The following is a 25,466-nucleotide window of genomic DNA, read 5'->3' on the forward strand; positions in this document are numbered from 1 at the left end:
GGCCCGCCAAAACCGCGAAGCTCAAGTTAGTCCTGGAGTACGGCGAAGAGAAGATTCAGTCCCTCGGTCATCGTGGGGTGCGTGATAATCATGTCGCGGAGGGCGGTGTAGGGGAGATCGGCGAGCATGGCGGTCTGCACTGTGGTGAGGGTCTCGCCACTCTCCGGGCCTAGGAGGGCCACGCCCAGGATGCGGTCGGTGCGGGCGTCGACCACGGCCTTCCAGAGGCCGTCCGTATCCCGCATCGTACGCGCCCGCGGAATGGCGGCCACCGGCAGTCGGGCGACGCGCACTTGATGTCCGGCGGCACGGGCCTGGGACTCCGTAAGCCCGATGCGGGCTAGTTCCGGGGTGAGGAAAGTGGTGTGAGGAACAAGCCGGTCCTTTGTGGAGCGGGAACCGCCGGCAAGGTTGGCCTTAAGGATCCGGTAGTCGTCCAGGGAGATGTGTGTGTACTGCGGGCTGCCGGCGACGTCTCCAGCGGCCCACGTGTGCGGGGCCGAGGTGGCCAGGCGGTCGTCGACGGCGACGAAGCCGGCTGCTGTGGTCCGGACCCCGGCGGCCGGGAGGTCAAGTCCGGCAGTGACGGGTCGGCGGCCGACTGCGACAAGCACCTCGTCGCCGCTCAGCACCGTGCCGTCGGACAGTGCCACAATGATCCGTCCGACCGCGCCCCGTCGGACGGAGGTTGTGGAACGGTGGGTGAGTACGTCAACACCACCGGCGGCTAGCAGGCTGGTGACCGCCTGCGCAATGTCTTCGTCCTCCCTCGCCAACAGCCGCGTGCCCCGGGCCACAAGGGTCACCCGGCTGCCGAAGGCCGCGAACATGTCCGCGAACTCCAGACCGACCGTGCCGCCGCCGATCACGATCAGGTGCTCCGGCAGCCGCTCCAGGTGCAGCAGGGTCTCACTGGTGAGTATGCGCGCGTCCGCCAGGCCTGGGATGTCGGGCAGGAGTGGGGTCGTCCCGGTGTTGACGACCGCTTCGGCGCCGCGCAGCCTCCGGGTGCCGCCGCTGTTCAGGGTCACCTCCACCGTGCGTTCCGCAGTAAAGCGGGCCTCTCCGAGCATGAAGTCCATGCCGGAGTCGACGAACTGCTTGTGATTGATGGTGACCATGCCTTCCACCACGCCGGACTTATGCGTGCGCAGCAGTTCGGCGCTGGCCACGGGGGTTTCAGTCACAAACCCCAACTGTCGCGCCCGGGCGAAGGTGCGCATGGCGCGGGCGCTGGCTACCAGAGCTTTGGTGGGGATGCAGGCGACGTTGATGCAGGTGCCGCCGATCATGCCCCGCTCTACCATGGCCACCCGTTTGCCGCTCCTGGCCCAATCCATGGCAAGCGTCTTGCCGGCCTTTCCGCCGCCTACGACGAGCAGGTCGAACTCCTCAACCGGGTCGACCATGTCGACCATCTCCGTCCTGTGTGGCATGCCCTCTGCCGCGGTCCGCCGAAGGAGGGGCACGTGTCGTCGTGGGTAGATCACTCCTGGCTCTTGGGGCGTCCTGGGTGGGGACTGACATGCCGGACGGCGGACTACCTGCGCCCCAGGTTTCGCCGAAGGGCCTGGAGGTGGAGGCTTCGCAGTGACGATGCAGTCTGTGCACCGGCATCCCGGTCGACTTACAGATCCAAAACGACGCCTTCGGTGGGCCTGGAGCAGCAGATGAGGATGTTGCCTCCGGCTGGTGGTTCGACCGGATCAGGTGAGTAGGCGACGGTGCCGGACATCAGGGCGAGTTCGCAGGTGTGGCAGACCCCGGTGCGGCACGACCACTGGACGGGGACGTCGCACGCTTCGGCGAGTTCGAGCAGGGAGTCCTGACTGTTGTTCCAGGGGACAGTGAGGCCGCTACGGGCGAAGGACACGGAAGGACCGGTGCCGACGGGGCCTGCGGGCTGGTGGGGCGCGGGTGCGGTCGAGGAACCTTTCACTCCCGGGGTGAGGGAGGGCCCGGCGCCGAAGATCTCGGTGTGCACTCGCGACGTTTCCAGCCCGGCGTCGACGAGCGCGGTGGTGGCACTGTTCATGAAACCCACGGGCCCGCAAAGGTAGGCGTCGGCGTCGGTCGGCAGGCCTAGTCCGAGGATGCGGTTGGTCGAGAGCCGGCCGGCCTCTGTGTAGTCGACGCCCCTACGGTCGGCGTCGCTAGGTTTGCTGTAGAAGATGCTCGACCGGGCGTTCGCAAGGCCTTCGATCAGGTCGTGGCTCTCCTGAGCAAAGGGATGCTCGGTGCTGTCATGGGCTGCGTGGAGCCACCACACCTGGCGCGGGGAGCGGTCACGCGCGAGCGCGTGGAGCATGGCCAGCACGGGAGTCACCCCCACTCCCGCGGACAGCAGCACCACCGGGTTGTCGCCTTTGGACAGGCAGAACGTTCCGCGGGGCGCGGCGGCCTCCAGAGTATCGCCGACGCGTATGTGGGCGCGTAGTTCGTTGCTGGCAGCGCCGTGCGGTTCGACTTTGACGCTGATGCGGTACGTGCCAGTGCCGGGCTCGCCGGACAGGGAGTAGCTGCGGATCAGAGGCGGCACGTCTGTCTCGAGCGGGACCTTCACGGTGAGGAACTGACCGGGCAGAGCAGTGGGCAGTGCTGAACCGTCGGCTGCGGCCAGGGACAGTGAGAACACACTCCGGCTCTCGGGCTGGATGCGCGTGACGGTCAGCGGGCGGAAGCCGGGCCAGCTGGGCGGCGGGGCAGTGGCGGCCTTGTTCAGGCCGGCGCTGCCGGAGGAGCCGTCGGCCGCGTCGCTGTCGGCCTGGTCCAGGAGAGTCTGCATGGAGCCCTGCCAGCCGGGACTGAGAGCCGGGATCCGCAGGGCCCGTTCGACCTGCTCGCGTGTGTGTCCAGGCAGGTAGAGCACTCGGTCGATCTCCTCGACGGTCATCGCCTCGGGGCCGGTGGACACCTTGACGATCTCCTGCCCGGCCTCGACCTGGCCCTCCTCGATCACCCGCAGGTAGAAGCCGGGGCGGTGGTGGGCCACGAGCAGGGCCGCCATCTGCGGCTCTCCCATACGCAAGCCCACGCGGTAGCAGGTCACCCGCGGCTGGGTGACTTCGAAGAGGGCGCCGCCGATGCGGTAGCGGTCGCCGATGCAGACCTCGTCGTCCGGCAGACCGTCGACGGTGAAGTTCTCCCCGAAATGGCCGGGCGCCAGGTCGTCGCGGCCCAGCTCCTTCGCCCAGAACAGGTAGGAATCGGCCTGGTAGACCAGCACCGCCCGCTGCTCGCCGCCATGCCCGCCCAGATCACCCTGGCCGTCGCCATCGATGTTGAGGCGCCGTACCATCTGCGGCCCGGCGACGGTTTGCTTGTACACGCCGGTGTGCACCGTCTTGCCGTGCCAGGGCACGTCGTGGGGCATCCCGACGTTCACTGCCATCAACGTGGCCACCACGCCACCTTTCTTACCGCTACTTCCCATGTCAGGAACTGGTAGAGCCTTGACGGGGAAGCGACTTGCACCGGTTCCGGGCCTCTTGGCCGCCCTCTCTGTCGCTTGCGGTCACGGCCCGAGCGACCAGGTCGGTGTCGCCCTCACCGAGCAGCCGGAAAATCCTCCCGCCGGTCTCGCGGGTGCTCGCCTCGTGGGCTGTTTCATGGGTCATGACTCCTACTTTTCGCCCAGGTGCAGCCCAGGATTCCGTCCGCGCCTCAGGTGAGGACGCGGCCGAGGAATCCGTGGATGTAGCCGCTGATGGCATCCAGGTGCGTCTCCAGGGCGAAGTGCCCGGCCGGCAGCAGGTGGACTTCCGCGTCGGGCAGGTCACGGGAGAACGCCCGCGCGCCGTCCGGCCCGAAGATCTCGTCCCTCTCGCCCCAGACCGCGAGCACTGGCACCTGGCTGGTGCGGAAGTACTCCTGCAGCTGCGGGTAGCCGTCGATGTTGGTCGGGTAGTCGCGGAACAGTGCCAGCTGCACCTCGTCGTTGCCTGGCCGGTCCAGCAGGGCCTGGTCGTGAAGCCAGTTGTCCGGGCTGACCAGGCTCTTGTCGGTGGCACCGTTCTCGTACTGCCAGCGGGTCGTCTCCGAGGCGAACTTGGCCCGCGCGCCCGGTTCGGTGTCAGGTCCGGGAGCAGTGGCGTAGGCGAACAGGTCGTCCCAGAAGGGCTTGGCGAAGCCCTCCATGTAGGCGTTGCCGCTCTGCGAGATAATCGTGGTGACTTCGTAGGAGGGACTGAGGGCCAGCCGCCACCCGATGGGTGCCCCATAGTCGTGCACATAGATGGAGAAGCGCTTGATTCCCAGCTGGTCGAGCAACCCCCCAGTAATATTGGCCAGGTTGTCGAAGGTGTAGTCGAATTCTCCGACCTTGGGCATGGAGGACTGGCCGTAGCCGATGTGATCGGTAGCGATCACGTGATACCGGTCGGCCAGTGCCGGGATGAGATGGCGGAACATGTGTGAGCTGCTGGGAAATCCATGCAGCAGCAGGACGACCGGTGCTTCAGTGGGACCAGCCTCGCGGTAGAAGACCTTTTGGCCGTTAACAGTCGCTGTTTTGTGGTGCGTGGGGAGCATGACGACCTCCTGGGATCTTCGAGCGCGGAATATGCGTCAATCCGCCCGCAGGCAACCCCTTTCGCTGCGATAGAGGGAGGGGTGGTCACTGCCTCAGGCTCGGAAGTGTTTTCCCCTCGGCGGCGTGGTGCGTCGAGGCAGACGGCGTTGGGCGCAACGTGTTCACGCTAGACCCGCCCCCCCGGGGACAGCAACACAGAGACGGATAAGTGCGACCTTTTAGATTTTCTTTGCAGATGGCGAAACCAGAATCGCGGACACATTAAGGCACGGGGAGGTAGCGGAGGGTCACCACGTCCCGCTCTGGGAGCGCACCTTGTCTGCCCAACGCCACATCCTCGGGTAAGCCCGAATTTCAAATACGCGTCTTCACCTATCACTGCGGCGCCTCGCGATGGCTGCGGGTCTACGCTGGAGTGAACCGTCCGCTCCCGGCCACCGCACCGTCGGCTTGGCGGGGTAGCCAGCTCTAGCGCGGTCATACGCGGCATGAAATTTCTTCTTCCGCCCGTATGACGCCGCTGTCTGAAGGCGCTGACAGCAGTTAGGAATGCCACTATGCGCAATAGCAGCTCCCATCTGGCCTCCTACCATAAGGGTGAGTTGGCCGCTCAGGACCGCGCAGGATTCCGTGAGCACGCCGATCACCTGCGGCCGATCATCAGCGACAGACTTCCCCGTGGTGCCCGCGACTTCCTTGCCGATCTGCGGTTCCTGGTTGTCGGAGCAACTGCACCGGACGGTCAAGTGTGGGCGTCCATGGTGTACGGACAGCCGGGATTCCTGCAGGCGCTTGGCCCCCGCGAGGTGCTCATCGGAGCGCGCCCTTTGGATGTCGACCCGCTGGCGGCGGTCTTGGCGGCACCTGCACTTGTGGGCACTCTTGCCATCGACTTGAAAAACCGTCGACGACTGAGGATCAACGGCCGGACCGTGCCCGCGACAGGGGGACTCAGGCTTTCAGTGGACCAGGCATACGGCAATTGCCCCAAATACATCCAGAGCCGCGAACCGCAGGAGGCAGCACCTGCGCCCGCGAAGCCCCAGGTATCGAAGGGCAGCGAACTGCTCCCGGAGCAGCGCCGCATGATTGACACCGCGGACACGTTCTTCATTGCCTCCGCTTCCACGGCGGGTGACGCCGATGCCTCCCATCGCGGCGGCAACCCCGGCTTCGTCACCAGCCTGTCCCCGAAACGGGTCCAATGGCCCGATTACGAAGGGAACACGATGCTGATGACTCTGGGGAATCTCACCGTCAACCCGGCCGCGGGCCTGTTGTTCATCGACTGGGAGATCGGCAGGACCTTGCACCTGACAGGTACGGCGGTGATCGACTGGAGTGCGGACACCGCCGCTGGATTCCCCGGCGCGGAGAGAACGGTGGAGTTCCAGTTGGCCAAGGTCGTCGAGATCGACCACCCGGACGGCGCCCTGGTCTCGTCCGCGCCGCAGTATTCACGGTTCAACCCGCCGGTGGCGCCGGCAGCGCCAGGGGCCCTTTAAGAGGTCGCTTTCTCCCGTTGTTTCATCCCGGGATGCGAATTTGATCCGGTGATATCGGGTCGCGCCAGGAGATGGTGTTCTCGCCGGTGAGGCGGCGGGCTATCAGGTCGGTCATGGCGAGATGGATCATGGCTTCGGAGCGGTGCGGGTGGGTTTCGTAGTCGCGCGCCAGGAGCCGGTGCAGCAAGAGCCAGCCGGTTGGGTCGCCGGCTGCCGCCGCCTCCACCGACGCTACGAGCGCAAAGCAGAGCACTTCCGCTCCTTCACGAGCATCGCCTGCACCCTCGTCTGCTGCCGCAGACTCACCAATTGAGATCGATGAGACTGAGCTCCGGCCTAGGAATTCACGGCAGGGATGGCGCCGCTCCGCTGCCCGCCGGCGTCACGCGGGGTCAGTCTTCGGCTTCGGCCACTGGCTTCTGCCATGGCCACCGCCCGGTGATCTCGAGCTCGAGAGAAAAGCTGAGGAAGGTGCGGATGCCCACGATCACGGCCAGCACTCCGACGCTTGCGTACGTCGGTGCGACGGCGACTGTACGGATGATGTCGCCGGCTACGAGGAACTCCAGCCCCAGCAGGATCGACCGCCCGACGCGACGGCGATAGCCGCGGTACACACCCGCCTGTCGGCGACTGAGCCGGATAGCCGCGAGAACGGTCGCCAAGAGCGTTCCCACGACTATGATGGCTACGCCGGCGGCGTCAACGGCTCGACCGACCAGCTCCACGATGTGTTGGAACTCCACAGTATGCCCTCTCGCGCCGACCCGAATCCGCTCGTTTGTGGTCGGCAACCTCTGTTGCTACCGACACGTCGTTCCGAGCACCGGCTATTGTCGGGTAGACATGTTTCCACGGCACTCCCGCGCAGTAGAGAGGCGACCGACGACGCTGTTGAAAGCGTAACTATCGGACTATGTGAGCACTATTTCCGGCTGCGAGCTCCTCAGTGCATTCGATCGAGTACTTCGTCAGTCGACAGCAACGCATGGGCGAAGAAACGGTAGTTGATGATCGCCGCCTGATAGCCGTCGCCCCAGACCGGGTGTCGGGGTCCGGCTGTTGCATCCCTGACCACTGCGACCTCAAATCCCTCCTCGATCAGGTGACGCATATGGGACTCGACGCACATGTTCGCCAGCATCCCGCCAAGAATGATCCTTTGTATTCCCCGCTTGCGTAGTTGCAGTACCAAGTCGTTGGTTTCCGGACCGAATACCTTGTGCGGGCTGGCGACCACCGTTCTGCCGTCTTCGATATAGGGCTTGAAGCGGTCCAGCCAGTCTGCCCCGGAGTTTCGGAACCCGGTCAGATCAAGCTGTCCCGACCGTGCGAACGTGTGGGTCTCGAGCTCGTTTGTCTCGAGCGGCCCGTTCATTCGCCATCCGTTGTCCGTCGGGTAGAAGTAATGGGGCGAGATGAAGACCTCATATTCGCCTGCCTTCGCCGCCTCGAAGATTCTCTCCATATTCTCGACGGTCCTGTTCTCTGTGACGCTTGCTCCCACCGCGTCCCAGTTCGCTCCGCTCTCGCTCAGCACGTCGTTCTGTGGGTCAATGAACACAACGGCCGTGTCGGTCTTCGTGATTTCCACCTGGCGCTCCTCACGAAATAACAAACCACTGGTGTAGTAAGTATTCGGTACACCGGATGTCCTTCCGAAGCACATTCCGGTCTGGTGACGCGAGGTCTCTTCCCTGAGCCGGTGCGGATTGTTCCGATACCAAGCGACATCACTCGAGTGCCGTGCTCACCTTCGGGGTGTGTGCCCTGAGAGGGCGCTGTCCCGGTCATCCGGCCCTCCATTCCACTGTGCCCCATCGCGGGGTGTTCTGCATCGGTGAATTGCTGCACTCGGTCGACGTCCATGCCATCCCCGAGGTGTGAACGGTCTGCGGCGATGGTGGGGAGGAGAAGTTAGCTCCGTGCATTCGGGGAGGTCGGTGGTCTGCCGGCATGACACCACTCTGGACAGGTGCGCGGAGTGCTGTCGGCCCAAGGGGGATGGCCCGTAACGAGCACATGAAAGGGCCGCGTGACCGCGGGCGCCCTCCGACTATTCGATGAACCGATCAGTGAGACCTTGTCGATGACGGCCGGCACGTCTTCACCAGCACCCCCGGCCAGCAGTGGACGCCCCTCCCCGCACCCCGTCCTCCCGCGGGAGATCGCCACCATCGAGGCCGAACGGTGCGGCCCGTACCGCGAGGCTTTCGGCTTGCGCACCGGATGCCGTGGCCGTGTCCAGCGCCGCTGCACCGCCGACGACCCCGGGCCGCGCCCCGAGTCCCAGCGAGCCCCGTACGCCCAGCCCTGGAAGTGGGTGCTCTGCCCGCATGCCTGCGGATACGTCGGCAAGCCGGAAATCCGGCCCAGCGTCCTATATGCACTGGTCCCGCAGCTCAGCCCCTAATGCACCTTCGCCGCGGAGAGTCTTGCCCCCTACTTGCCAGCATCGACTGGGCGGTGATGAGCCATGCGTACGGTCCGCCAACGACTTTCCCGTGTGGCTGCGGGCGATGGGCTCGCCCAATTCCGAGACCCGGCGGAAAGCGTTGAGCGACTTCTACAGCGCGGCCCACCGCCAGGGCGACGTGTACGCGTGCACGACGGCGAGTCTGCCGTTCCTGTTCGCGTTGGCCGACGACCCCGCGGCCCCAGACTGTGCCTCTGTCGTCGATCTGCTGCTCGGCATCGGACGCGAATCCGTCGACCGCGACGACGACATCCGCTTTGAGCCTGGGGTGGTCGGTGGTTCTGCAATGCCGATGAAGTTGCAGCCCATGGGCCAGATCCGGGGCGCTGTCACGTTGGCTGACCGGGTGGGATGATCTTCGGGTTGATCTGCTGTAGGGGGGTTGTCGGTGGGGAGTGCGTCGCCGTCGTACAGGGGGCACCGGTACCCGGTCGAGGTGATCTCGCACTGTGTGTGGCTGTACTTCCCTTCCCGCTCAGCTTCCGCGAGGTCGAGGAGCTGATGCTTCAGCGCGGCGTGATCGTCTCCTACGAGACAGTGCGCCGCTGGTGCGCCAAGTTAGGCCAGGCCTACGCGAACGGACTGCGCCGCCGCAGTCCCCGGCCCGGGGATAAATGGCATCTGGGCGAGGTGTTCATCAAGGTCAACGGGGAGCTGAAGTACCTGTGGCGGGCCGTCGACCAGGACGGCAGCGTGCTCGACATCCTCGTGCGGAACCGGCGGGACAAGGCCGCGGCCCGGCGCTTCTTCCGCCGTCTGATGAAGAGGACGCGTGCGGTGCCGCGGGTGGTCGTCACGGACAAGCTGCGTTCCTACGGCGCGGCCCACCGTGAGGTCATGTCCTCCGTCGAGCACCGCTCGCACAAGGGACTGAACAACCGGGCCGAGAACAGCCACCAGCCCACCAGGCAGCGTGAACGCGCGATGAAGGGATTCCGCAGTACCGGTGGAGCCCAGCGGTTCCTGTCCGCGTTCAGCGGCATCTCACCCCACTTCCGACCCCACCGCCACCTGATGACAGCCTTCGACCACCGAGCCGAGATGACCATCCGCTTCGCCATCTGGGACCAGATCACCGGCACTGCCAGCCTGCCCGCCACGGACTGGCCACAGGCCCGGACCGCAGACCCACCACACCCCGACGCACCATCAGACACTCACGCACCCAACAACGTGACAACGCCTCTGGCAGTACTGGCACGGCCCGGCTTTGTCGGGGCTGCTTCCCGCCGTCCCCGGCACCTCCCGGTTCAGGCTGCCCCCAGCTTCAACCGCCCTGCTGCGACAGGACGATGGCGGTGGTCTTTCACCTCCACTCGAACAACGAGCGCCTCACGGCGCACACTCGGGCAAGCACAAATGCCATGGCCTGCTCGTGATCGCGCTCACCGACGACCGCGGCCGACTGGTGTGGGATCTCCGCGGTGCGGCCCGGACGCACATCCGAGATCACCGCCTGCCGCCGCGACAAGCTCACCGCCCACCTGCGGGCCGCCGGGCTCGGCGCCATAGCCGACCTGGGGTTCATCGGCCTCGACGACGGTCCTCCGGACGCCGACCCGGCGGTGATCACCGGTTACAAGGCGGCCCGGAACCGGCCCCTGACCCGCAGTCAGACGCTGTCCAACAAGGCACTGGCCGCGGTGCGGGCCCCGGTCGAGCACGGCTTCGCCCATCTCAAGAACTGGCGCGTCCTCGGCAAGGTCCGCACCGACCCGAACTGGGCGACCGCGCTGGTGCGGGCCCTGCTCGTGCTGACGAACCGGGAAGCAATGCCGGAAAGGTATGATTCATTCTTGTTTGTCAAGCGGCTCTGCGGGTCGGCGTGTTCGTGGCGGTGAGCGGCCTCGTGGAGGCGGCCGGCACTGGCTGTTTGGGTAGTCGGTAGGTTGCGGGTGCGGTCTTGACCAGCAGGTTCTTGCGTGCCCAGGCGCTGAGGTGTTGTGCGAGGGTGCTGTGTTTGACGGTGTTCAGCGCATCGGTGATCTCACGGGCGTGCCAGGGGCGGTGAGGATCGGTGGCCATGACCGCGAGGACGTCTTCAGGATGGACGGCGAGCCTGGACGGCTGCGGCGGTCCGTCCGGGATCTTGAAGGTGGCCGGTCCGGTCTTGATGAGGATCTGGCGCCTGGACCACCGGATCAGCTCGCCGGTCAGGTCGCCGCGGTCCAGCCGTAGCAGGGTGGCCAGTTCGATGGCCCGCCACTCACGCTCCGGAGCGGTGCCCATCGCGGCGAGCACATCCTCGAGCCTGCTGGTGTGCATCGGGACCGCGGGCGGCAGCAGCGTCTGGGCCGTCACGGGCGGGTCCTGCTGCGGGGCCGGGTTCCGGCCGGGCAGAGCAGTTGTCGGTGCGGGGACGGAAGTGTCCTGCTGAGGGAAGTGGACGATGATGTCGAGGGCGGTGACCGGGGTGCTGACGCAGGGGTGGTCCTCGTCGGACCGGCGGTGTCCGTAACGAGCGGAGACGCCCTTGACGGTGCGCGCGCTGATCCGTGGTCGGCGCGGTGGCAGCAGGGCGCCGGTGACTGCCTCGGTGATCGGGCCGGTCAGCTCGCTGCCGGCGTCGGGCACGATGGCAGCGCCACGGGTGACGCTGTCGCGGGCGGCGACCAAGGCCGCGGTGAAGCAGGCCCGGTCCGGATCGCATCCGGGCACGGCATCGGTGGCGTCCAGCATCGCCATCCGCAAATGCTGGTGGACCGTCAGTAGTGCCCACATCTCCTGGCGCAGGCCCTGAGGGTCACCCGAGCGCAGTACGCGGCCCTTGAGCATGGTGTGACGGATCGCCAGGAACGTCACCTCGATCTCCCACCGCTGGTGGTAGAGGGCCAGCAGGTCTTCGGCCGGGTGGCGGCGCGCATCGGTCAGCGTGGTCACCAGCCGGTACTCGCCCCGATGGGTGCTGCCGTCCGTGCAGGTGACGGTGACAGTCGCGGCGATGACACGGACCGGGACTCCGGCGATGACCGACAGGAAGGAACCGTCGGCCAGGACCTGCAGCACGGCGGGCCTGCGCGAGGAGCAGATCCGCAGCAGCAGCGCAACCCGTGAGGCGTGCACGGCGCGGATGAAGGCGTTCGCGTCGAAGCCGCGGTCGGCGAGCACCACCATGTCCTGCCGCAGATGGTCGACCAGTTGCAGGGCAGCCTCCACCTCACCGCGATACGGGCCGACGACCGCGCCGAGCAGGGCCCGCGTCCCGGTCTCCGCCAGGGCCATCACCGCCAGCAGCGGGTAGGCGGCAACCCCGGCGGCGACCTTGTACCTGCCCAGCCAGGCCACGTTGTCGCCGGTCTCGGGGACCCGGGTGGACCGGCAGCCGTCGAACGCGACCGTGCGCAGGCCCCGCCAGGACACACCCCTCGTGCACGGACGGCCCAGCGGACCTGCCACAACTTCGAACAACTCCCGTAGCGGGTCCGGTCCCACCCGCCGACGCACACAGGCCAGACCTGCCGTAGTCACCGACGCCACGAGGTGCCCCGCCTGCCGCAACGCTCCGGCCAGGGTGTCCCACACTCGGCCGTAGGAAGCGCCTGGGAACAGGGCCAGCGCCAGCACGAAGTACACCGCCACCCGGGCCGGCACCGTACGCGTCTGCCCCCGGCGGCCCGGCTGGTCAAGGACATCGTCGACTAATTCGAAGGGGAGATATCGGGTCAGGGCGCCGAGATGCCCCGGAGCGAACACTCCGCAGGCCGTTGTGAAGGTCTGAGTCAGCGCCGTCGTGCCACACTGGTCCGTCAACGGGACCTCCGGTGTTGGTCTGTCTTGGTCGACGACTCAACTTCCAGGGGTCCCGTTCTGTTCTCCCGACCCGCCACCCCGACGCCGGGTGCTTGACAAGCGGCAACTTCACATAACTTTCTGGCATTGAGTCGCCCGCTGACGGATGATCTTGTCGGTCGACTACCGCTCCGGACCTGCCCGAGCTTCCTGATGCCTACGCACACCAGGCCGTCTGACGTGCAGTTTTCATGATGCACGGGTCTCATTGGGCTTTCATCACCCTCATGACCCGCCGCCTCACCCGACGAAACCGCCGGACCGAAGCTGCCCCGACTCCCCTCGCAGCAGCCGCCTGACGAACCCTCCCGCTGCCGTTCGCTTAGAATCTGGCTGGCCGCTGACGCGCGGGGGGAGAGCGGAGCCCATCGGTCCCCTTGGTGCAGTCACGAACAGGTCGTGCCGGCTACATGCTGTCACGTACGGACTGACCCCAGGACGCTCCGTCTGTGTGGGTGCCTGCGAAGTCGGGGTCTTCGTAGATGTGGAGCCTCTTGATCTTTTCGCCCTGGAACTCGAACACGTTGCAGAAGAGTCCGAAGGATGAGGATCCGTCAGGGAACTCCACTCCGGATGTCGTCTCTCCCTTGACGGCCCCTTCGACGACGACGTAGTCGCCGGACGTGAGGACGTTGAAGTGCGCGATGTCGTGCTCGATGTCAGCGATGCCCCGGGCGAAGCCTTGGGCGAAGGCCCCGATCTGCGCCAGGCCCTTGGCGGTTCCGAACTTCGGGAAGAACATCTGCGCGTCGTCCGCGAAGAGTTCGAGGAGTGCCGGATCGGCGGCATCGACCAGGCGGAAGTACTGGATGGCTGTTGCTTCGCGCTGCGCGTGGAGGTCGTTTTCGTTCATGGTTCGTTCCGCTTTCCGTGTTGCCGATGCTCGTGGTTTCCATGGAGCACCGTTTCGACCTGATTCGTTTCAGGAGTCGCGTCGGCCCGCCGAGGAGTACGCGGCATGGCACCACCGTAACACCGTTTCTGGTTAAACAACCAAAAACCTGCTCCATCGCCTCCGGGTGGACGGCCCGCCAGGGCCCGGCGCCGCCGTTTTTGGTCGTGTACTCAAATTGCGGGGTAGAGTCTCTCCATGGCGCGACCACGAAAATTTGACGAGAGCACGGTGCTGAAGGCCGCTCGGCGGCAGTTCTGGCGCACTGGGTACGCGGCCACGAGCATGGCGGACCTCTGCGAGGCGACGGGGGTGGCGTCGCAGAGTCTGTACGGTGCTTTCGGCAGTAAGCACGGTCTGTTCGTGAAGAGCCTGCGGGACTACTGCGAGCAGCAGGTGAACGGGCTGCAGGCGGACCAGGAGTCGGCCGAGAGCGCCTGGGAATGGCTCATGGCCGCGGTGACCTTCGGTGACAGCGGCCGCCTGGGACTGACCGAGGACGGCTGTTACCTCTCCGGCTCGGCCGCCGCGCTGGCCCGGCAGGACGATGACGTCAGCGAAGCGGCACGGCGCACGTATGACCGCATCATCGCCGTCTTCACGACCGCACTGCAGCGGGCCAGGGCCGCAGGTGAGATCCGGTCGGACACAGACATCGAAAAGGCCGCGCTGAGCCTGCTCGCGGCCATGCAGGGCATCGAATTCCTGCGCAAGTCCGGCATTGACGATGCACAGTTCCAGGAGGCGAAGGCAGGCATCGTGGACACCGTCAGCCGTGCTTACGGCGCCAACCGGGCCACCCGGGGCTGACGACGGGCCGCCCCAGCCGGCTGTCAGGATCCCGTAGGTCCGCCGTCCGCGAGCCCGAAGTCCCGTGACCGAATGCCCTCGTTGCCCCGGCAGGGCGCCACTTCGGGGCCCTCGCGGTCGGCAGGCTCCCAAGTGATCGAATGGGCCGGAGCCGGGACCTGCCCGATGATCTACACCATGGTCATCGGCCGCCGACCGGTACGAGCACCCAACTCGCCATTCACGCCAGACCCGTGACCTGCGACTTCACGATGCACACCGCTCAATGAACATCGGCGGCGCAACGCTCGCCGGGGCGGCCATGCGCGCCGGGCTGATCGACGAGTACGCGATCGCCGCCCATCCGGTCCTGGTGGGCAGCGGCACGCCGTTCTTCACCGCGCTGGACAGCTGGGTGAACCTGAACCTGGTGGAGGCGCGGACGTTTCCCGGCGGCGTGGTCCTGTCCAGGTACGAGACGAGGCGCTGAGCAGCAGCACCCCACGCGCTAGTCTCACGGTGATGTCGTATACGACATCGGTACGACACGGCCCGTGAGATTACGACATCAGCCGCGAAATCCTACACCTGATCGTGCTCGGGTCGTTGCGGAGGTGCCCTATGCCCCGAACCATCTGGTCAGGTGCCATCTCGTTCGGGCTCGTGACCGTTCCGGTCAATGTCCAGTCCGCCCGGGAGGACCACTCGGTCACCGCTGGACCGTCGAACGCACCATGGCCTGGCTCGCCGGCTGCTGCCGTCTCCACCGACGCTACGAGCGCAAAGCCGAGCACTTCCTCGCTTCACGAGCATCGCCTGCACTCTCATCTGTTACCGCAGACTCACCAATTGAGATCGATGAGACTGAGCTCCGGCCTAGGAATTCACGGCAGGGATGGCGCCGCTCCGCTGCCCGCCGGCGTCACGCGGGGTCAGTCTTCGGCTTCGGCCACTGGCTTCTGCTATGGCCACCGCCCGGTGATCTCGAGCTCGAGAGAAAAGCTGAGGAAGGTGCGGATGCCCACGATCACGGCCAGCACTCCGACGCTTGCGTACGTCGGTGCGACGGCGACTGTACGGATGATGTCGCCGGCTACGAGGAACTCCAGCCCCAGCAGGATCGACCGCCCGACGCGACGGCGATAGCCGCGGTACACACCCGCCTGTCGGCGACTGAGCCGGATAGCCGCGAGAACGGTCGCCAAGAGCGTTTCCACGACTATGACGGCGTGCGGGAAGAGCAGGCCGGGACGGACGGTGCAGACCTTCAGGCGGCGGACCTCGCGGCGGCCGTGTCCGGCGCCGGTGGTGCGTGCCTGCAGCGGAATCTGCTTCCAGGGCAGGCGCCGCTGCTGCTTGCGCAGCTTCTTCTGGTTGCCCTTGACCACCAGGAGGTAGCGGCCGCCGGCGGTGTCTGCGTGGAGCGGGTGACCCGTACCGTCGGCGGCGGTGCCGAGGGGCACCTTGTCACCAGTCGGCAAAGTCACGGTGCGTGAGGTTGATGTGCTGCGGTGCCGGTCGCGGATTGGGCCGAGGCGCCGGCTTCCGGGGCGGCCGAGGCGAACTCGGCGGTTTCGCCGCCACGACGGTCCGGGCGGGGGCACCGACAGCTGTCTCGTCTACGGACGGGTATGGGGCGGCGGCGGTTCGGGGTCAGGAGCCGGGCAGGACCATGGGCAGGTCGCCCAGGATGCGGAGCTGCGTGATCTTCCACGAGCCGTGGACCTTGGTCATGTCGGCGTCGTAGTAGCCGGACTCGTAGGGCTTGACAGTGCCCTGCACGCCCGCCGTACCGGCCGGCCAGCCTCCGACGGGCTCCTTGGTGCCCTGGATGGCGAAGGTGATGAACTGCATGTTCAGGTGGGCCTTGTTGCCCTTGACCTCGGTGACGGGAGCGGTGATCGAGTGCTGCTCCGAAGCCAGCTCACCCAGGGGGGCCTGGAGGTGCGTCACCGCGTAGGAGATGGCGTCCCGGCCGGTCAGCGTGCCGACGGCGGTGTAGGCGCCCTTGTCGTCCTTGGCGGAGATTTTCACGGACCCGTTGGTGGTGAACAGGGCGCTGAGGGCGGCGCCATCGCGGTGGTCGGTGTCGCGGACGTAGTGCGCGAGGACCCGCTGAACCTGGCTCTCGGTGCTGGCTCTGCTCGGCGCCTGTGCCTGGGCGGCCGGGGCGGCGCTGGCGCCGGTGGCCAGGCTGGTGCCGAGGAAGGCGAGGCTGCCGGCGGCGACAACGCCGGCGGCGGCCCTGCGCAGAAGGGGGCTGCGGGTGACACTTGCAGTCATGGTCGTGCAACTTTCGTGTGATTGGTTCGGGAGGACTCGCGGTTCCGTGAGGAGTGAGTCATCCACATGCACGAGACCTTCAAGTACTGCTCGATGGGGTGTGCTGCGGCCGGGCGCCGCTAGCGGCCGGCGCCCAGCATGCCTCAGGAGACCTCGAGAATGATCTTTCCTGGAGCATGCCCGCTGGCCAGGGCCCGCTGGGCATCGGCGGCGCGCTCCAGCGGGTAGGTGTCGGCCACGCGCACGGTGAGCTTGCCGGCCTCGGCCAGCTCCACCAGGGCAGTGAGGTCGGCACCGTTGAGACGGGCGAAGACGGGGATGACTCCGGGGTGGGAGAACTCCGCGACGGAGGCCGTACGGACGCTGGGGCGACCGACCTGGCCGGTCGTGGCAAGCGAACCTCGACCGGCGACGTCGAACACGGCGTCGACACCGTCCGGGGCGATCGCCCGGACACGCTCCACCAGAGTGTCGCCGTAGAGCACGGGCTCCGCCCCGAGAGAGGCGAGATAGGCGTGATTGGCTTCGGAGGCGGTACCGATGACACGCGCGCCCCGGGCCGCGGCGATCTGCACGGCCAGGGAGCCCACCCCGCCGGCGGCGCCGTGGACGAGCAAGGTCTCGCCCGCGGTCACCTTCAACGCGCGCACGACCGCCTGGTAGGCGGTCAGGCCGGCCAGCGGCAGACCCGCGGCCTGCGCCCAGGTCAGATTGTGCGGCTTGCGTACCAGGGTGTGCACGTCGGCGGCGACCTTCTCCGCGTAGGTGCCGTAGCGCAGGATCTGGCCGCGGACGTACCCGATGACCTCATCGCCGGGCCGGAACTCCGGTGCTCCGAGTCCGGCCTCCTCCACGACGCCCGCCAGGTCCCACCCGGGGACGACGGGGAAGATCGCCTCATAGATACTGTCGGCGGCTCCGTCGCGCAGGACGGCGTCCGCAGGATTGACACCGGCCGCTTTGACCCGGACCAGGACGCTGTCCTGCTGCACCTTCGGCTCCGTGAGCTCAGCGACCTCCAGGACCTCGGGGCCCCCGTAGCTGCGATACACGATCGCCTTCATCATTCGCCTTCCTTGAGGTGTATCGGGTCGACCGGCGAGGTTTCGCGGCCGATGAGGAAAATCAGGCGCCGGGCAGCGCGATGTTCACGTCCATCAGGACGTGGTGCCGGGTGATCTTCCACTCGCCGTCGATCTTGTGCAGGTCGGTGTCGTAGTAACCGGACTCGATGGGCGTGACGGTGCCCTGCGCGCCAAAGGTGCCGGCGGGCCATCCGGTGGCGGGCCGCGCCGCCTCGCCGACGCGCTCCAGGCCTACAGCCGGCTGCCGGGCGCCATGGACGTCGACATCGTCTTCACCCACGACCAGGTGCGCGCGCTGCGAGAGGGTACTGCCGATATGGCGCTGATGTGCGGCAGCGGTGACCTGGACGGCCTGGAAGTCGCGGAGCTGGTCTCCGAGCGACCGGTGGCGCTGCTGCCCGCCGGCCACCGCTTGGCCGGGCGCAGCGCCGTCACCGCCGCCGAACTCCAGCGCGACGACGCCTTCCAACCCCTGTGTCCCCCCGACTCCTTGGACACGATCGTCGACCGGGTCGCCCTCGGCCTCCTAGTGGTCATCGTGGGCGAGAGTGTTACCGACCGGCTCGGGCGTTCTGTCACGGCCATCCCGGTGCTGGACCTCCCCCACAGCGAACTGGTGCTGTCGTGGCGCCTACGCGTGCCGCACCAGGGCCTGGCGCAGTTCGTCCGCACCGCGCACACCGTCGCCTCCCGCACCGAGCAGCAGCGTTGGGCCTCCTGATCCCGTCCCCGCAGGGCACCTGCAACGCACTTCCGGGTGTCGACCTGTGTGCCCGCTTACGCAAGGCGGCGTGCGACGTCCTTGCGGGCCCGCCCGACGGCTGGGGGTTCGCTGGCGTAGCTCCAGATTGCGACGTTCTCCGGGTTCAACAAATGGGTGCGGGCGACGAGAAGTGCCGCCCCGTCCGCGGGCGTCTGCCGCAGTAGGTCACACTCACAGGTCTCCTGAGCTGTATGTGCCCTGGAGACGATGTCTTGTCGAAGATGTGAACGTCGCTCCTCCGCCTCCGGCGGAGAGGGCCCCAGGACGCTGTCCGAGCGCGGTGACCAACTTGTCGAACTGACGCGGACTCAGCCCGGTGAGCGGGGCTATCCACGACGGCTCCGACGACGCGATCACACCAGCTACAGAAAGATCATCTTATCCGTGACCAGCAGTTATGGCACAGCCCTTAGCTCCGAGCCTTGCGGGTCGCCGCGAGGAAGTCGTCGACTGTGAGCGTGGCGTGGGAGATGAGCGGATACCGCAGGATCATTGCGTCGTAGGCTGGCTGCCCGCCTGCGGCCGCGGTCGCATCGGTGAAGGTGGTCACGTGATAGCCGTGCTCCATGCAGCTGCGGGCGGTCGACTCCACGCACATCGTCCCGATCATGCCTGCGATGGCGATGTACTCCACGTCGTGTTGGCGCAGCTGGACCTCTAGATCCGTGTTGGCCAGGACGTCGATGTTCTTGTGTGGGGCGATCACGACTTCGCCATCAACGGGGGAAAGTTCGGGGTGAAAGTCGGCCCCCCAACTTCCGGCTTCGAACGCGCGGTTGTCGAACATCTCGTGGTGGATGCCGGAGATGTGCTTCCAGGAGGTGTAGTCCTCCTCGGTGTACGACATAGGCGCAAAAAAGACTGGAAACCCCAGCTCGCGCGCGCCAGCCAGGAGGCGCTTGAGGTTCTCGAACGTACCGATCCGCTCGAACTCCTCCTTGTAGGCCGGGTAGGCCTTTCCTCCTTCGGAGAAGACTTCGTTGACAGTGTCGATGAGAAGCAAGCCGATTCGCCCCGGCTCGTACGTGGACATGTTCTCCCTCCGGCGGGTCTCATACGAGCCTATGTCCGTCTCCCTCAGCACGCGCGGCGCCGAGTTGTAAGGCGCTCCCGGGGGAGAGGTAGGAGCTGTCCGGACCTACTGCGCGGGCCGAAGTGCGCAGACTGAGCCCGGATCCACCGGCTTGATGCCTGTGGATAGTTTCTCCGGAAACGAAGAAGTGCCTTGTGACCTGCGATGATGGGGTTTCTCTAGGACCACATCAGGCACGATCGGCAAGGCACTTCCGAGATGCAATCCTCCCATGCCGCGGCGGCGGTCTCTTCCACGTTCGATGATCCGAACCTGGTCGCGTACGGCGGGCTGGAGCCGGTGGTGCGGCTGGCCGAGCGGTGCGGTCTGCCGGCGTTGGCCGGGGAGCACATCAGGCTGCCGGTCTCGAAGGACGGCACCGGCGCCTTCCCCGCCGCGAAGCTGATGTCGCTGGTGGGCGGCATGGCCGCGGGCGCCGACAGCATCGAGGACATGGACCGGCTGCGGCATGGCGCGATGGGCCGCCTGTTCTCCGGGGTGCGGGCCCCGTCCACGCTGGGGTCGTTCCTGCGCTCCTTCACGCACGGGCATGTGAAGCAACTGCATGCCGTGGCCCGCCGGTTCCTGCCCGAACTGGCCCGTCACACCCCGTTGCTGACCGGCGCGGACCAGGTCGCCTACGTGGACATCGACGACACCATCCGCCGCACCTACGGCTACGCCAAACAGGGTGCAGGCTACGGATACAGCAAGGTCAAGGGCCTGAACGCGTTGCTCGGCATCGTCTCCACACCCCTGTCCGCCCCCGTGATCGCCGCCACCAGGCTGCGTAAGGGCCCTCGAACTCAGCGCGCGGGGCGGCAGCGTTCGTGGCCGAGACCATCCGCACCGCCCGTGCCTGCGGCGCGAGCGGCCTGCTGGTACTGCGGGCGGACTCCGCGTTCTACGGCGCCGACGTCATCAACGCCTGCCGCGCTCTGGGTGCCCGCTTCTCCGTCACCGTGCGGATGAACGCCTCCGTCAAGGCCGCCATCGCCCACATCGACGAGACCGCCTGGACGCCGATCAAGTACCCCAAGGCTGTCTGGGACGAGGAGGGCCAGTGCTGGATCTCCGACGCAGAGATAGCCGAGGTCCCCTACACCGCGTTCACTTCCAAGCCGAAGAAGCAGCAGGTCACCGCCCGTCTGATCGTGCGCCGCGTCAAGCGCCTGAACCCTGACGCCGTCCCCGTCGGGCAGGGCACCCTGTTCAACACCTGGCGCTACCACGCCGCGTTCACCGACTCCCCGCTCGCCTTGAGGGATGCCGAGCGTGATCACCGTCGGCACGCTGTCGTCGAGCAGGTGATCGCCGATGTCAAGAACAGCGCCTTCGCCCACGCGCCGTCCGGGCATTTCCAGGCCAATGCCGCGTGGCTCGCCCTGGCGGCCCTGGCACACAATCTGACCCGCGCCGCCGGCGCCCTGGCCGGAACATTCCATGCCAGGGCGACCACCGCCACCATCCGTGACCACCTGATCAACGTGCCCGCCCGTCTGGCCCGATCCGCCCGCCGCCTCACCCTGCACCTGCCCGAACGCTGGCCCTGGGGCGAGGACTTCGCCCAGCTGTTCAGCACGGTGCATGCACCACCCGTCCTCTGACTCCCTGACCGACCTGCCCGAAAGGGCCCGAGACCTGTGGAAAAAGTGGAAGAGCTGGGTAGACCAGCGGCCACCCCATGCCCGAATCCGCAACTCAGCCCCGACACGGCCTGCGCGACCCCGAAACGATCAACCGGGAATCAAGCCGGTGGATCCGGGCTGAGTCGCTGCTCCACTCACTGTTGTGAGCGAGTCCGTCCTCCTGGTCCTTGAGTTGAACTCTGAACTTCTCCTGACATGGCTTCCCTGCCTGGTCAACTCGGTCGGCGTCGACGTATACCCGACAGCGATCGTTGCAGAATGGCGTTTCGACGATTACTGGGCAGACTAGCTTCGGTGCATGAATTTCACCCGATTGCGCCACGCAGGGTGCCTATGGGTGTACGGACTCAGAAGATGTAAGCCCTGCCCCCTCACAGAGGATATGGAAACATGGACGTAGGCATATCGCCTATCACCCTTCGGGCGAGACGTACAGTAGTCATCATCGCGACTCTCGTGGCCACTAGTTCCTCGCTTTCGATGGCCGCTTCTGCGGGCGATGGGAATTCTCTGAATTCGAAAGAGGGATCGGCCAAGCCTACGGTGGTTCTCGTCCATGGTACTAACCTCGACACGTCAACTTGGACCGAGGTTGCGAAACGGCTGCGACGCGATGGCTACCCGGTTGTGGCATCGACCAACCCCCTGCGTGGCCTGAAGTATGACGCCGCCTATACGGCGAGTGGCTTGCGCAGCATCAAGGGCCCCGTCATCCTCGTCGGTCACTCATACGGCGCTGCTGTGGTCAACGAGGCGGCGCTCGGCAGCAAGAATGTCAAGGCGCTGGTCGCAATCGCAGGTTTTCTCCCCGAGAAGGGAGAGAGCCCTGCAGAACTAGTGAGCAAGTACCCTGGAAGTACGCTGGCAGGAACCCTAGAGAAGGTGTCTTACCCGCTGCTCTGCGGCGGAACTGGCACCGAACTCTATGTCAAGCAGGACCAGTTCCCGAAACAGTTCGCGGCCGACCTTCCGTTGTCAGTTTCCTCCATTCTGGCAGTCAGCCAGCGTCCGGTGGACGCCAAAGCTCTGGATGAGAGAGCTAGTGGTGCGGCGTGGAAGAGTATTCCTACCTACGATTTGATTACGGCAGAGGACAAAAACATTCCGGCGGCGGCCCAACGCTGGATGGCGAAGCGAGCCCACGCGGTGACTGTTGAGATTCACTCCTCTCATGTCGCCCCGGTATCACACCCCGAAGCTGTCACCGACCTCGTCGAGCAGGCCGCCGCCCGGACCTCTGGACCGTCAACACCAGCTCTCGCGGCTACCGGTGCGAGCACCTGGAAGTTGCTTGGTGCAGCCGCGGGACTCGCAGCCCTGGGGGTACCTCTGGCACTGACAGCCCGTCGAACCAAGCGAAGCTGATACGGCCAACACCTGGGAGCCGGGTTGTTCGCGGGTGCTGCTTTTTTAGCGCCGCCGAGCAACCGGCCGGCCCTTAAGGCGTCGGCTGCATTCAGTCTGAGTGGGACTGTTCACTAAAAATTCTGCATCCTCGCAGCATACAAGCGGGCGCCGAGTTTCGTGCGAGTGTGCTTGGGGTGCATGAGGGGAGGTAATGTGGTCGGATGGCGTGAGGTTTTTTCCGAGTTTGCCGGGACCGCGCTCCTGCTGCTTTTTGGCCTAAGCGCAATAGTTATGGATTTTTCGCAGGATTCTCCCATGATGACACTCGTTCCGAGCGTGGATTTGCGGAGACTCCTCACAGCTGTAATCTTCTCTCTCTGTGGAACTCTCATTATCTACTCCCCGTTGGGTCGCATCAGTGGAGGACACATCAACCCAGCTGTTACTGTGGCCTTCTTGCGACTAGGAAAAATAAGCGCGAAGAGTGCCATAGCCTATATAGCGGCCCAGGTCGCTGGAGCCGTGGCCGGGGCAGTGATTGTGTCGTTTATCTGGGGACACCGAGTCAAGAATTCACGTTTGATGGTTACGGTTCCTGGACCCGCGGGAACGTGGGCAGCCTTGGCAGTCGAAGCGGCGGCGACTTTTCTGCTCATTTCTCTAATATTGGTTCTTCTTGAGAGGCCTCGCTTGATGCCATTTGCCGCAGCGTCGGCTGGTGCACTGGGGATCATATTGGTTTTCCTCGCGGCACCTGTCTCGGGAGCTGGATTGAACCCTGCACGGAGCCTCGCTCCCGCCGCCATCAGTAACACGTGGGTTGATCTGTGGGTGTACCTGCTGGCCCCTGTGTGCGGTGCTCTCGGTGCGGCGATAATGCATCAGGTGAGGCGGCGTACCATTCCATGCGGGAAGCTAATACATGATAGGGCTTACGCGTGCCGCCTCAAAAACTGTTTCTACACCGAATTTCGCCGGACTGAATGAGAATCTAATAATCCAGTCGCAGTTCGCTACTGAACTTGATCGGGCGATGTCGGGGCCGTTTGCCTGACGGGGTCGTCCTGTGTACGGCTGGACGGTGAGATACGCGCAGCGCCGCGGCCTGACCGACGCCGAGAGGGTCGCGTGGGAGCGGATCCGACTGGGGGCAGTCGTCCGCTTCGAGGGGGGCGGGGAGATCGCCGCCGCGCTGAGGGTGAGAGCGTTCGGTGGAGCGTTGGCGCCGGCAGGAGCGGGGAGCCGGCGGAGTCAAGTCGAACCGTGCGGTCAATAATCAGTCGGCGGGGCCCCTATGCGCCCGATACCGGGGTCAGCCCTGCAGTAGCGCGCAGTCACGGGATCGGCAGCAGCTTTCCGGTGATGCGGCGCGCCTGGCGGTCTTCATGCGCACGGGCTGCGACGGTGAGGGGGTACCGGCCGCCGATCCGCACGGTGAGCTGTCCTGATTCCACCCACCGGAACAGTTCGCGGTGTGGGTAAGCAGCTGCTCGCGGGTGGTGGCGTCGTGCTGGACGACGGAGTAGGTCACCAGGACGCTCTTGGGCAGGCTCAGCAAGTCGATCGGCGGCGGCGACGACGCCTTGATGGTCTGCCCGTAGTAGGCGAGAACTCCGTCGTAGCGCAGGGAGGCCAGGGAACCGTAGAACGTCTCGGCGCCTGCGCCATCGTGAGCGACATGCACGCCTTGACCGTGGTGAGCCGCAGTACTTCGTCCGCGAAGTCCCCAGTGGTGGAGACGATGACTTCGTCGGCACCGGCGGCACGCGTTGCGTCGGCTTCTTCGGCGCTGGAGATCCTGCCGATCACTGCGTCGGTGGGAGATCTGTGCCGCCGAACTTGGCGTCCCACCGATCGTCCTGGGCCAGATCCCCGAGGGCGAACTGCCGCCTCTCGTGGCCCGGCCGGGGCCTTCGCCTTCACCGCCGTCAAGGAGCGTTCCGGCCTGGCCGCGATGGAGGCGTTGGCGGAGGGCGTGCCCCTGGTCATCCGCGACCTGCCCGTCCTGCGAGAGGTCTTCGGCCCCGCCGCCCGCTTCGCGACCTCTCCGCAAACCCCTGCCCGACGGGCTCGGCCCGGCCCTCGTGGACATTGATCCTGCACGCCGTGCAGCGGGCCCGGGCCTCGCCGCCGGCCACACCGTGGCCGAGGCCGCCCAGCGCCGCCTGGTCTTCTACCGCTCTCTCGGCCGGAACCGCAGATTCCTGGGCCTTGCCGAACGCACCCGGCAGGGCCGCACCCTCCTACGACGTCAGAGGTCGAGTTCGCTCAGACCCGGGTGGTCGTCGGGGCGGCGGCCCAACGGCCAGTGAGAGGTGTGCAAGCTGAAGTTGCTGGTCACGGGGCTGGTGTGCGTGGGCATCGGGATGCTCGTGCTGGTCGCCGGCAGGTGACTTTGGTGAAGATCGTCGGTCATCGGGCGACTTCGCGGTTCGTGAGGACCAGCAGGGCCCGGACCAGGGCGGTCGCCCAGGAGGGGTCGGTGCGTACCTTGCCGAGGATGCGCCAGTTCTTGAGGTGGGCGAAGCCGTGCTCGACGGGTGCCCGGACGGCCGCCAGTGCCGTGTTGGACAGCTTCTGGCCTCGGGTCAGGGGCCGGTTCCGGGCGGCCTTGTAGCCGGTGATCACCGCCGGGTCGGCGTCGGGGCCGCCGTCGTCGAGGCCGACGAATCCCAGGTCGGCGATGGCGCCGAGCCCGGCTTCCCGCAGTTTCTGGGTGAGCTTGTCGTGCCGGCAGGCGGTGATCTCCGAGGTGCGCCCGGGGCGGGCCGCCGAGATCCACAGCAGTCGGCCCCGGTCGTCAGTGAGGGCGATCACGAGCAGGCCGTGGCATTTGTTCTTGCCGGAGTAGTTCTTCCGGTTTTCCTTCCCGGTTCTGCGCCGGGTGCGGATCACCGATCCGTCCAGCAGTACGATGCCGCCGCCCATTCGGGTGATCTTCTTCAGGGCCCGGTCCAGGCGTGGGGCGCGGGCGGCGAGCAGGCCGACGACCTCCCTCACCCATCGGGTCACGGTGGTGCGGTGTACTCCGTTGCCGCCGGCCAGGTCGCCGGGCCGCTGGTCACAGCGCAGCACTGCCAGCACGATGGTGGCGATCTTCCCGGCGGGCAGGACGCGCCACCGCGAGCCGATCTTCTTGAGGTGGCCGCGTATCAGGTCGGCGAGATGGTTCAGGGTGGCGCTCGACAGCGGCAGGCGGGCGGTGTAGACAAGGCCGTCAGGGCCCTCGACGGAACTGTTGTTTTTCGTCACACAAACTCAACTGCCGTTGGGGGCCCGTCAGTT

Annotated in this window: 23 protein-coding genes and 9 pseudogenes; 15 read left to right on the forward strand and 17 right to left on the reverse strand. The window is 66.2% G+C overall.

The annotated features are described in order from the left end of the window. Positions 1-26: 26 nt before the first annotated feature. The 3 genes from RV986_RS43895 to RV986_RS43905 form a co-directional block, all read right to left on the reverse strand. Complete coding sequence (locus RV986_RS43895) at positions 27-1,436, reverse strand: dihydrolipoyl dehydrogenase family protein (RefSeq protein ID WP_475922713.1); 1,410 nt, start codon at positions 1,434-1,436, stop codon at positions 27-29. 191 nt (positions 1,437-1,627) lie between these two features. Continuing rightward, a complete protein-coding gene (locus RV986_RS43900) occupies positions 1,628-3,403 on the reverse strand; it encodes an MOSC domain-containing protein (protein WP_475922714.1) in 1,776 nt (591 codons plus the stop codon). 260 nt (positions 3,404-3,663) lie between these two features. Next, on the reverse strand, positions 3,664-4,530 hold the full coding sequence (locus RV986_RS43905) for an alpha/beta fold hydrolase (RefSeq protein ID WP_475922715.1): 867 nt from the start codon (positions 4,528-4,530) through the stop codon (positions 3,664-3,666). Between the two features lie 558 nt (positions 4,531-5,088). Between RV986_RS43905 and RV986_RS43910 the strand changes: the two genes are divergently transcribed. Further along, a complete protein-coding gene (locus tag RV986_RS43910) occupies positions 5,089-6,036 on the forward strand; it encodes a pyridoxamine 5'-phosphate oxidase family protein (RefSeq protein ID WP_475922716.1) in 948 nt (315 codons plus the stop codon). A gap of 22 nt (positions 6,037-6,058) precedes the next feature. On the opposite strand, the pseudogene RV986_RS43915 reads toward RV986_RS43910, so the two are convergent. After that, positions 6,059-6,232 (reverse strand): annotated as a pseudogene (locus RV986_RS43915) (IS5 family transposase); the annotation flags it as partial. A 3-nt stretch (positions 6,233-6,235) separates the two neighbouring features. Between RV986_RS43915 and RV986_RS43920 the strand changes: the two are divergent. Next, positions 6,236-6,349: pseudogene (locus RV986_RS43920) on the forward strand (IS5/IS1182 family transposase); the annotation flags it as partial. 79 nt (positions 6,350-6,428) lie between these two features. Here the strand turns inward: RV986_RS43920 and RV986_RS43925 are convergent. Next, on the reverse strand, positions 6,429-6,830 hold the full coding sequence (locus RV986_RS43925; protein WP_475922717.1) for a DUF1622 domain-containing protein: 402 nt from the start codon (positions 6,828-6,830) through the stop codon (positions 6,429-6,431). A 152-nt stretch (positions 6,831-6,982) separates the two neighbouring features. Next, positions 6,983-7,630: a cysteine hydrolase family protein gene (locus RV986_RS43930; RefSeq protein ID WP_475922718.1), complete on the reverse strand. Its 648-nt coding sequence runs from the start codon at positions 7,628-7,630 to the stop codon at positions 6,983-6,985. 495 nt (positions 7,631-8,125) lie between these two features. Between RV986_RS43930 and RV986_RS43935 the strand changes: the two genes are divergently transcribed. The 4 genes and pseudogenes from RV986_RS43935 (at position 8,126) to RV986_RS43950 (ending at position 10,353) form a co-directional block, all read left to right on the forward strand. Continuing rightward, positions 8,126-8,449 (forward strand): hypothetical protein, encoded by a 324-nt coding sequence (locus tag RV986_RS43935; protein WP_475922719.1) that lies wholly within the window; start codon positions 8,126-8,128, stop codon positions 8,447-8,449. 142 nt (positions 8,450-8,591) lie between these two features. Next, the gene (locus RV986_RS43940; RefSeq protein WP_475922720.1) at positions 8,592-8,867 is read left to right on the forward strand and encodes a hypothetical protein; all 276 of its coding nucleotides are present in this window, start codon (positions 8,592-8,594) and stop codon (positions 8,865-8,867) included. A gap of 33 nt (positions 8,868-8,900) precedes the next feature. Then, a pseudogene (locus tag RV986_RS43945) lies at positions 8,901-9,604 on the forward strand (IS6 family transposase); the annotation flags it as partial. Between the two features lie 332 nt (positions 9,605-9,936). Next, positions 9,937-10,353, forward strand: coding sequence for a transposase family protein (locus RV986_RS43950; protein ID WP_475922721.1), 417 nt, complete (start codon positions 9,937-9,939; stop codon positions 10,351-10,353). On the opposite strand, the gene RV986_RS43955 is transcribed toward RV986_RS43950, so the two are convergent. Both RV986_RS43955 and RV986_RS43960 read right to left on the reverse strand, forming a co-directional pair. Further along, positions 10,316-12,205: a transposase domain-containing protein gene (locus RV986_RS43955; RefSeq protein WP_475924652.1), complete on the reverse strand. Its 1,890-nt coding sequence runs from the start codon at positions 12,203-12,205 to the stop codon at positions 10,316-10,318. The two genes, RV986_RS43950 and RV986_RS43955, sit on opposite strands and share 38 nt — an antisense overlap. Positions 12,206-12,707: 502 nt before the next feature. After that, positions 12,708-13,154, reverse strand: a complete 447-nt coding sequence (locus RV986_RS43960) for a nuclear transport factor 2 family protein (RefSeq protein WP_143604809.1) — start codon at positions 13,152-13,154, stop codon at positions 12,708-12,710. A 237-nt stretch (positions 13,155-13,391) separates the two neighbouring features. On the opposite strand from RV986_RS43960, the gene RV986_RS43965 reads away from it, so the two are divergent. The 4 genes and pseudogenes from RV986_RS43965 to RV986_RS43980 all read left to right on the forward strand — a co-directional run. After that, positions 13,392-14,003 carry a TetR/AcrR family transcriptional regulator gene (locus RV986_RS43965; protein ID WP_475922722.1) on the forward strand — a complete coding sequence of 204 codons (612 nt, stop codon included), beginning with the start codon at positions 13,392-13,394 and terminating at the stop codon, positions 14,001-14,003. Between the two features lie 265 nt (positions 14,004-14,268). Continuing rightward, positions 14,269-14,472, forward strand: a pseudogene (locus RV986_RS43970) (dihydrofolate reductase family protein); the annotation flags it as partial. A gap of 131 nt (positions 14,473-14,603) precedes the next feature. Then, a pseudogene (locus tag RV986_RS43975) lies at positions 14,604-14,693 on the forward strand (Ku protein); the annotation flags it as partial. Next, positions 14,687-14,835 (forward strand): annotated as a pseudogene (locus RV986_RS43980) (IS5/IS1182 family transposase); the annotation flags it as partial. The pseudogenes RV986_RS43975 and RV986_RS43980, both read left to right, overlap by 7 nt. A gap of 109 nt (positions 14,836-14,944) precedes the next feature. Here the strand turns inward: RV986_RS43980 and RV986_RS43985 are convergent. The 4 genes from RV986_RS43985 to RV986_RS44000 all read right to left on the reverse strand — a co-directional run bounded on the left by RV986_RS43985 (position 14,945) and on the right by RV986_RS44000 (position 17,630). Beyond that, positions 14,945-15,469, reverse strand: a complete 525-nt coding sequence (locus RV986_RS43985) for a DUF1622 domain-containing protein (RefSeq protein WP_475922723.1) — start codon at positions 15,467-15,469, stop codon at positions 14,945-14,947. A 166-nt stretch (positions 15,470-15,635) separates the two neighbouring features. Then, positions 15,636-16,265 (reverse strand): nuclear transport factor 2 family protein, encoded by a 630-nt coding sequence (locus RV986_RS43990; RefSeq protein ID WP_475922724.1) that lies wholly within the window; start codon positions 16,263-16,265, stop codon positions 15,636-15,638. Between the two features lie 143 nt (positions 16,266-16,408). Further along, entirely contained in the window at positions 16,409-17,332 is a 924-nt protein-coding gene (locus tag RV986_RS43995; RefSeq protein WP_475922725.1) for an NADP-dependent oxidoreductase, read from the reverse strand. A 58-nt stretch (positions 17,333-17,390) separates the two neighbouring features. Then, positions 17,391-17,630, reverse strand: a complete 240-nt coding sequence (locus RV986_RS44000) for a hypothetical protein (protein ID WP_475924751.1) — start codon at positions 17,628-17,630, stop codon at positions 17,391-17,393. Between RV986_RS44000 and RV986_RS44005 the strand changes: the two genes are divergently transcribed. Further along, on the forward strand, positions 17,592-18,071 hold the full coding sequence (locus RV986_RS44005; RefSeq protein WP_475924653.1) for a LysR substrate-binding domain-containing protein: 480 nt from the start codon (positions 17,592-17,594) through the stop codon (positions 18,069-18,071). The genes RV986_RS44000 and RV986_RS44005 overlap by 39 nt on opposite strands. Positions 18,072-18,368: 297 nt before the next feature. Here the strand turns inward: RV986_RS44005 and RV986_RS44010 are convergent. Further along, positions 18,369-18,470 (reverse strand): annotated as a pseudogene (locus tag RV986_RS44010) (IS5/IS1182 family transposase); the annotation flags it as partial. A 52-nt stretch (positions 18,471-18,522) separates the two neighbouring features. Further along, complete coding sequence (locus RV986_RS44015; RefSeq protein WP_475922726.1) at positions 18,523-19,146, reverse strand: cysteine hydrolase family protein; 624 nt, start codon at positions 19,144-19,146, stop codon at positions 18,523-18,525. Positions 19,147-19,404: 258 nt separating this feature from the next. Here RV986_RS44015 and RV986_RS44020 point away from each other — a divergent pair. From RV986_RS44020 to RV986_RS44035, 4 genes and pseudogenes are all read left to right on the forward strand, one after another. Continuing rightward, a pseudogene (locus RV986_RS44020) lies at positions 19,405-20,792 on the forward strand (IS1380 family transposase). Between the two features lie 498 nt (positions 20,793-21,290). After that, positions 21,291-22,199, forward strand: a complete 909-nt coding sequence (locus tag RV986_RS44025) for an alpha/beta hydrolase (RefSeq protein WP_475922727.1) — start codon at positions 21,291-21,293, stop codon at positions 22,197-22,199. Positions 22,200-22,379: 180 nt separating this feature from the next. Then, positions 22,380-23,168 carry an aquaporin gene (locus RV986_RS44030; RefSeq protein WP_475922728.1) on the forward strand — a complete coding sequence of 263 codons (789 nt, stop codon included), beginning with the start codon at positions 22,380-22,382 and terminating at the stop codon, positions 23,166-23,168. Between the two features lie 94 nt (positions 23,169-23,262). Then, a pseudogene (locus RV986_RS44035) lies at positions 23,263-23,440 on the forward strand (IS630 family transposase); the annotation flags it as partial. A 75-nt stretch (positions 23,441-23,515) separates the two neighbouring features. Here the strand turns inward: RV986_RS44035 and RV986_RS44040 are convergent. The 3 genes from RV986_RS44040 to RV986_RS44050 form a co-directional block, all read right to left on the reverse strand. Further along, the gene (locus RV986_RS44040) at positions 23,516-23,947 is read right to left on the reverse strand and encodes a zinc-binding dehydrogenase (protein ID WP_475922729.1); all 432 of its coding nucleotides are present in this window, start codon (positions 23,945-23,947) and stop codon (positions 23,516-23,518) included. Between the two features lie 485 nt (positions 23,948-24,432). Next, on the reverse strand, positions 24,433-24,597 hold the full coding sequence (locus RV986_RS44045) for a hypothetical protein (RefSeq protein WP_475922730.1): 165 nt from the start codon (positions 24,595-24,597) through the stop codon (positions 24,433-24,435). Next, entirely contained in the window at positions 24,594-25,433 is an 840-nt protein-coding gene (locus tag RV986_RS44050; RefSeq protein WP_475916468.1) for a transposase family protein, read from the reverse strand. Before RV986_RS44050 ends, RV986_RS44045 begins: the two co-directional genes overlap by 4 nt. Between the last annotated feature and the right edge of the window lie 33 nt (positions 25,434-25,466).

Source organism: Streptomyces sp. RLA012 (assembly GCF_056270325.1).

Excerpts from the sequence above, each read along its gene's own strand:
- RV986_RS43895 (WP_475922713.1), bottom strand. The coding sequence starts at position 1,436 with ATGCCACACAGGACGGAGATGGTCGACATGGTCGACCCGGTTGAGGAG.
- RV986_RS43905 (WP_475922715.1), bottom strand. The coding sequence starts at position 4,530 with ATGCTCCCCACGCACCACAAAACAGCGACTGTTAACGGCCAAAAGGTC.
- RV986_RS43910 (WP_475922716.1), top strand. The coding sequence starts at position 5,089 with ATGCGCAATAGCAGCTCCCATCTGGCCTCCTACCATAAGGGTGAGTTG.
- RV986_RS43935 (WP_475922719.1), top strand. The coding sequence starts at position 8,126 with ATGACGGCCGGCACGTCTTCACCAGCACCCCCGGCCAGCAGTGGACGC.
- RV986_RS43960 (WP_143604809.1), bottom strand. The coding sequence starts at position 13,154 with ATGAACGAAAACGACCTCCACGCGCAGCGCGAAGCAACAGCCATCCAG.
- RV986_RS43965 (WP_475922722.1), top strand. The coding sequence starts at position 13,392 with ATGGCGCGACCACGAAAATTTGACGAGAGCACGGTGCTGAAGGCCGCT.
- RV986_RS43990 (WP_475922724.1), bottom strand. The coding sequence starts at position 16,265 with ATGACTGCAAGTGTCACCCGCAGCCCCCTTCTGCGCAGGGCCGCCGCC.
- RV986_RS43995 (WP_475922725.1), bottom strand. The coding sequence starts at position 17,332 with ATGATGAAGGCGATCGTGTATCGCAGCTACGGGGGCCCCGAGGTCCTG.
- RV986_RS44015 (WP_475922726.1), bottom strand. The coding sequence starts at position 19,146 with ATGTCCACGTACGAGCCGGGGCGAATCGGCTTGCTTCTCATCGACACT.
- RV986_RS44030 (WP_475922728.1), top strand. The coding sequence starts at position 22,380 with ATGAGGGGAGGTAATGTGGTCGGATGGCGTGAGGTTTTTTCCGAGTTT.
- RV986_RS44045 (WP_475922730.1), bottom strand. The coding sequence starts at position 24,597 with ATGACCGACGATCTTCACCAAAGTCACCTGCCGGCGACCAGCACGAGC.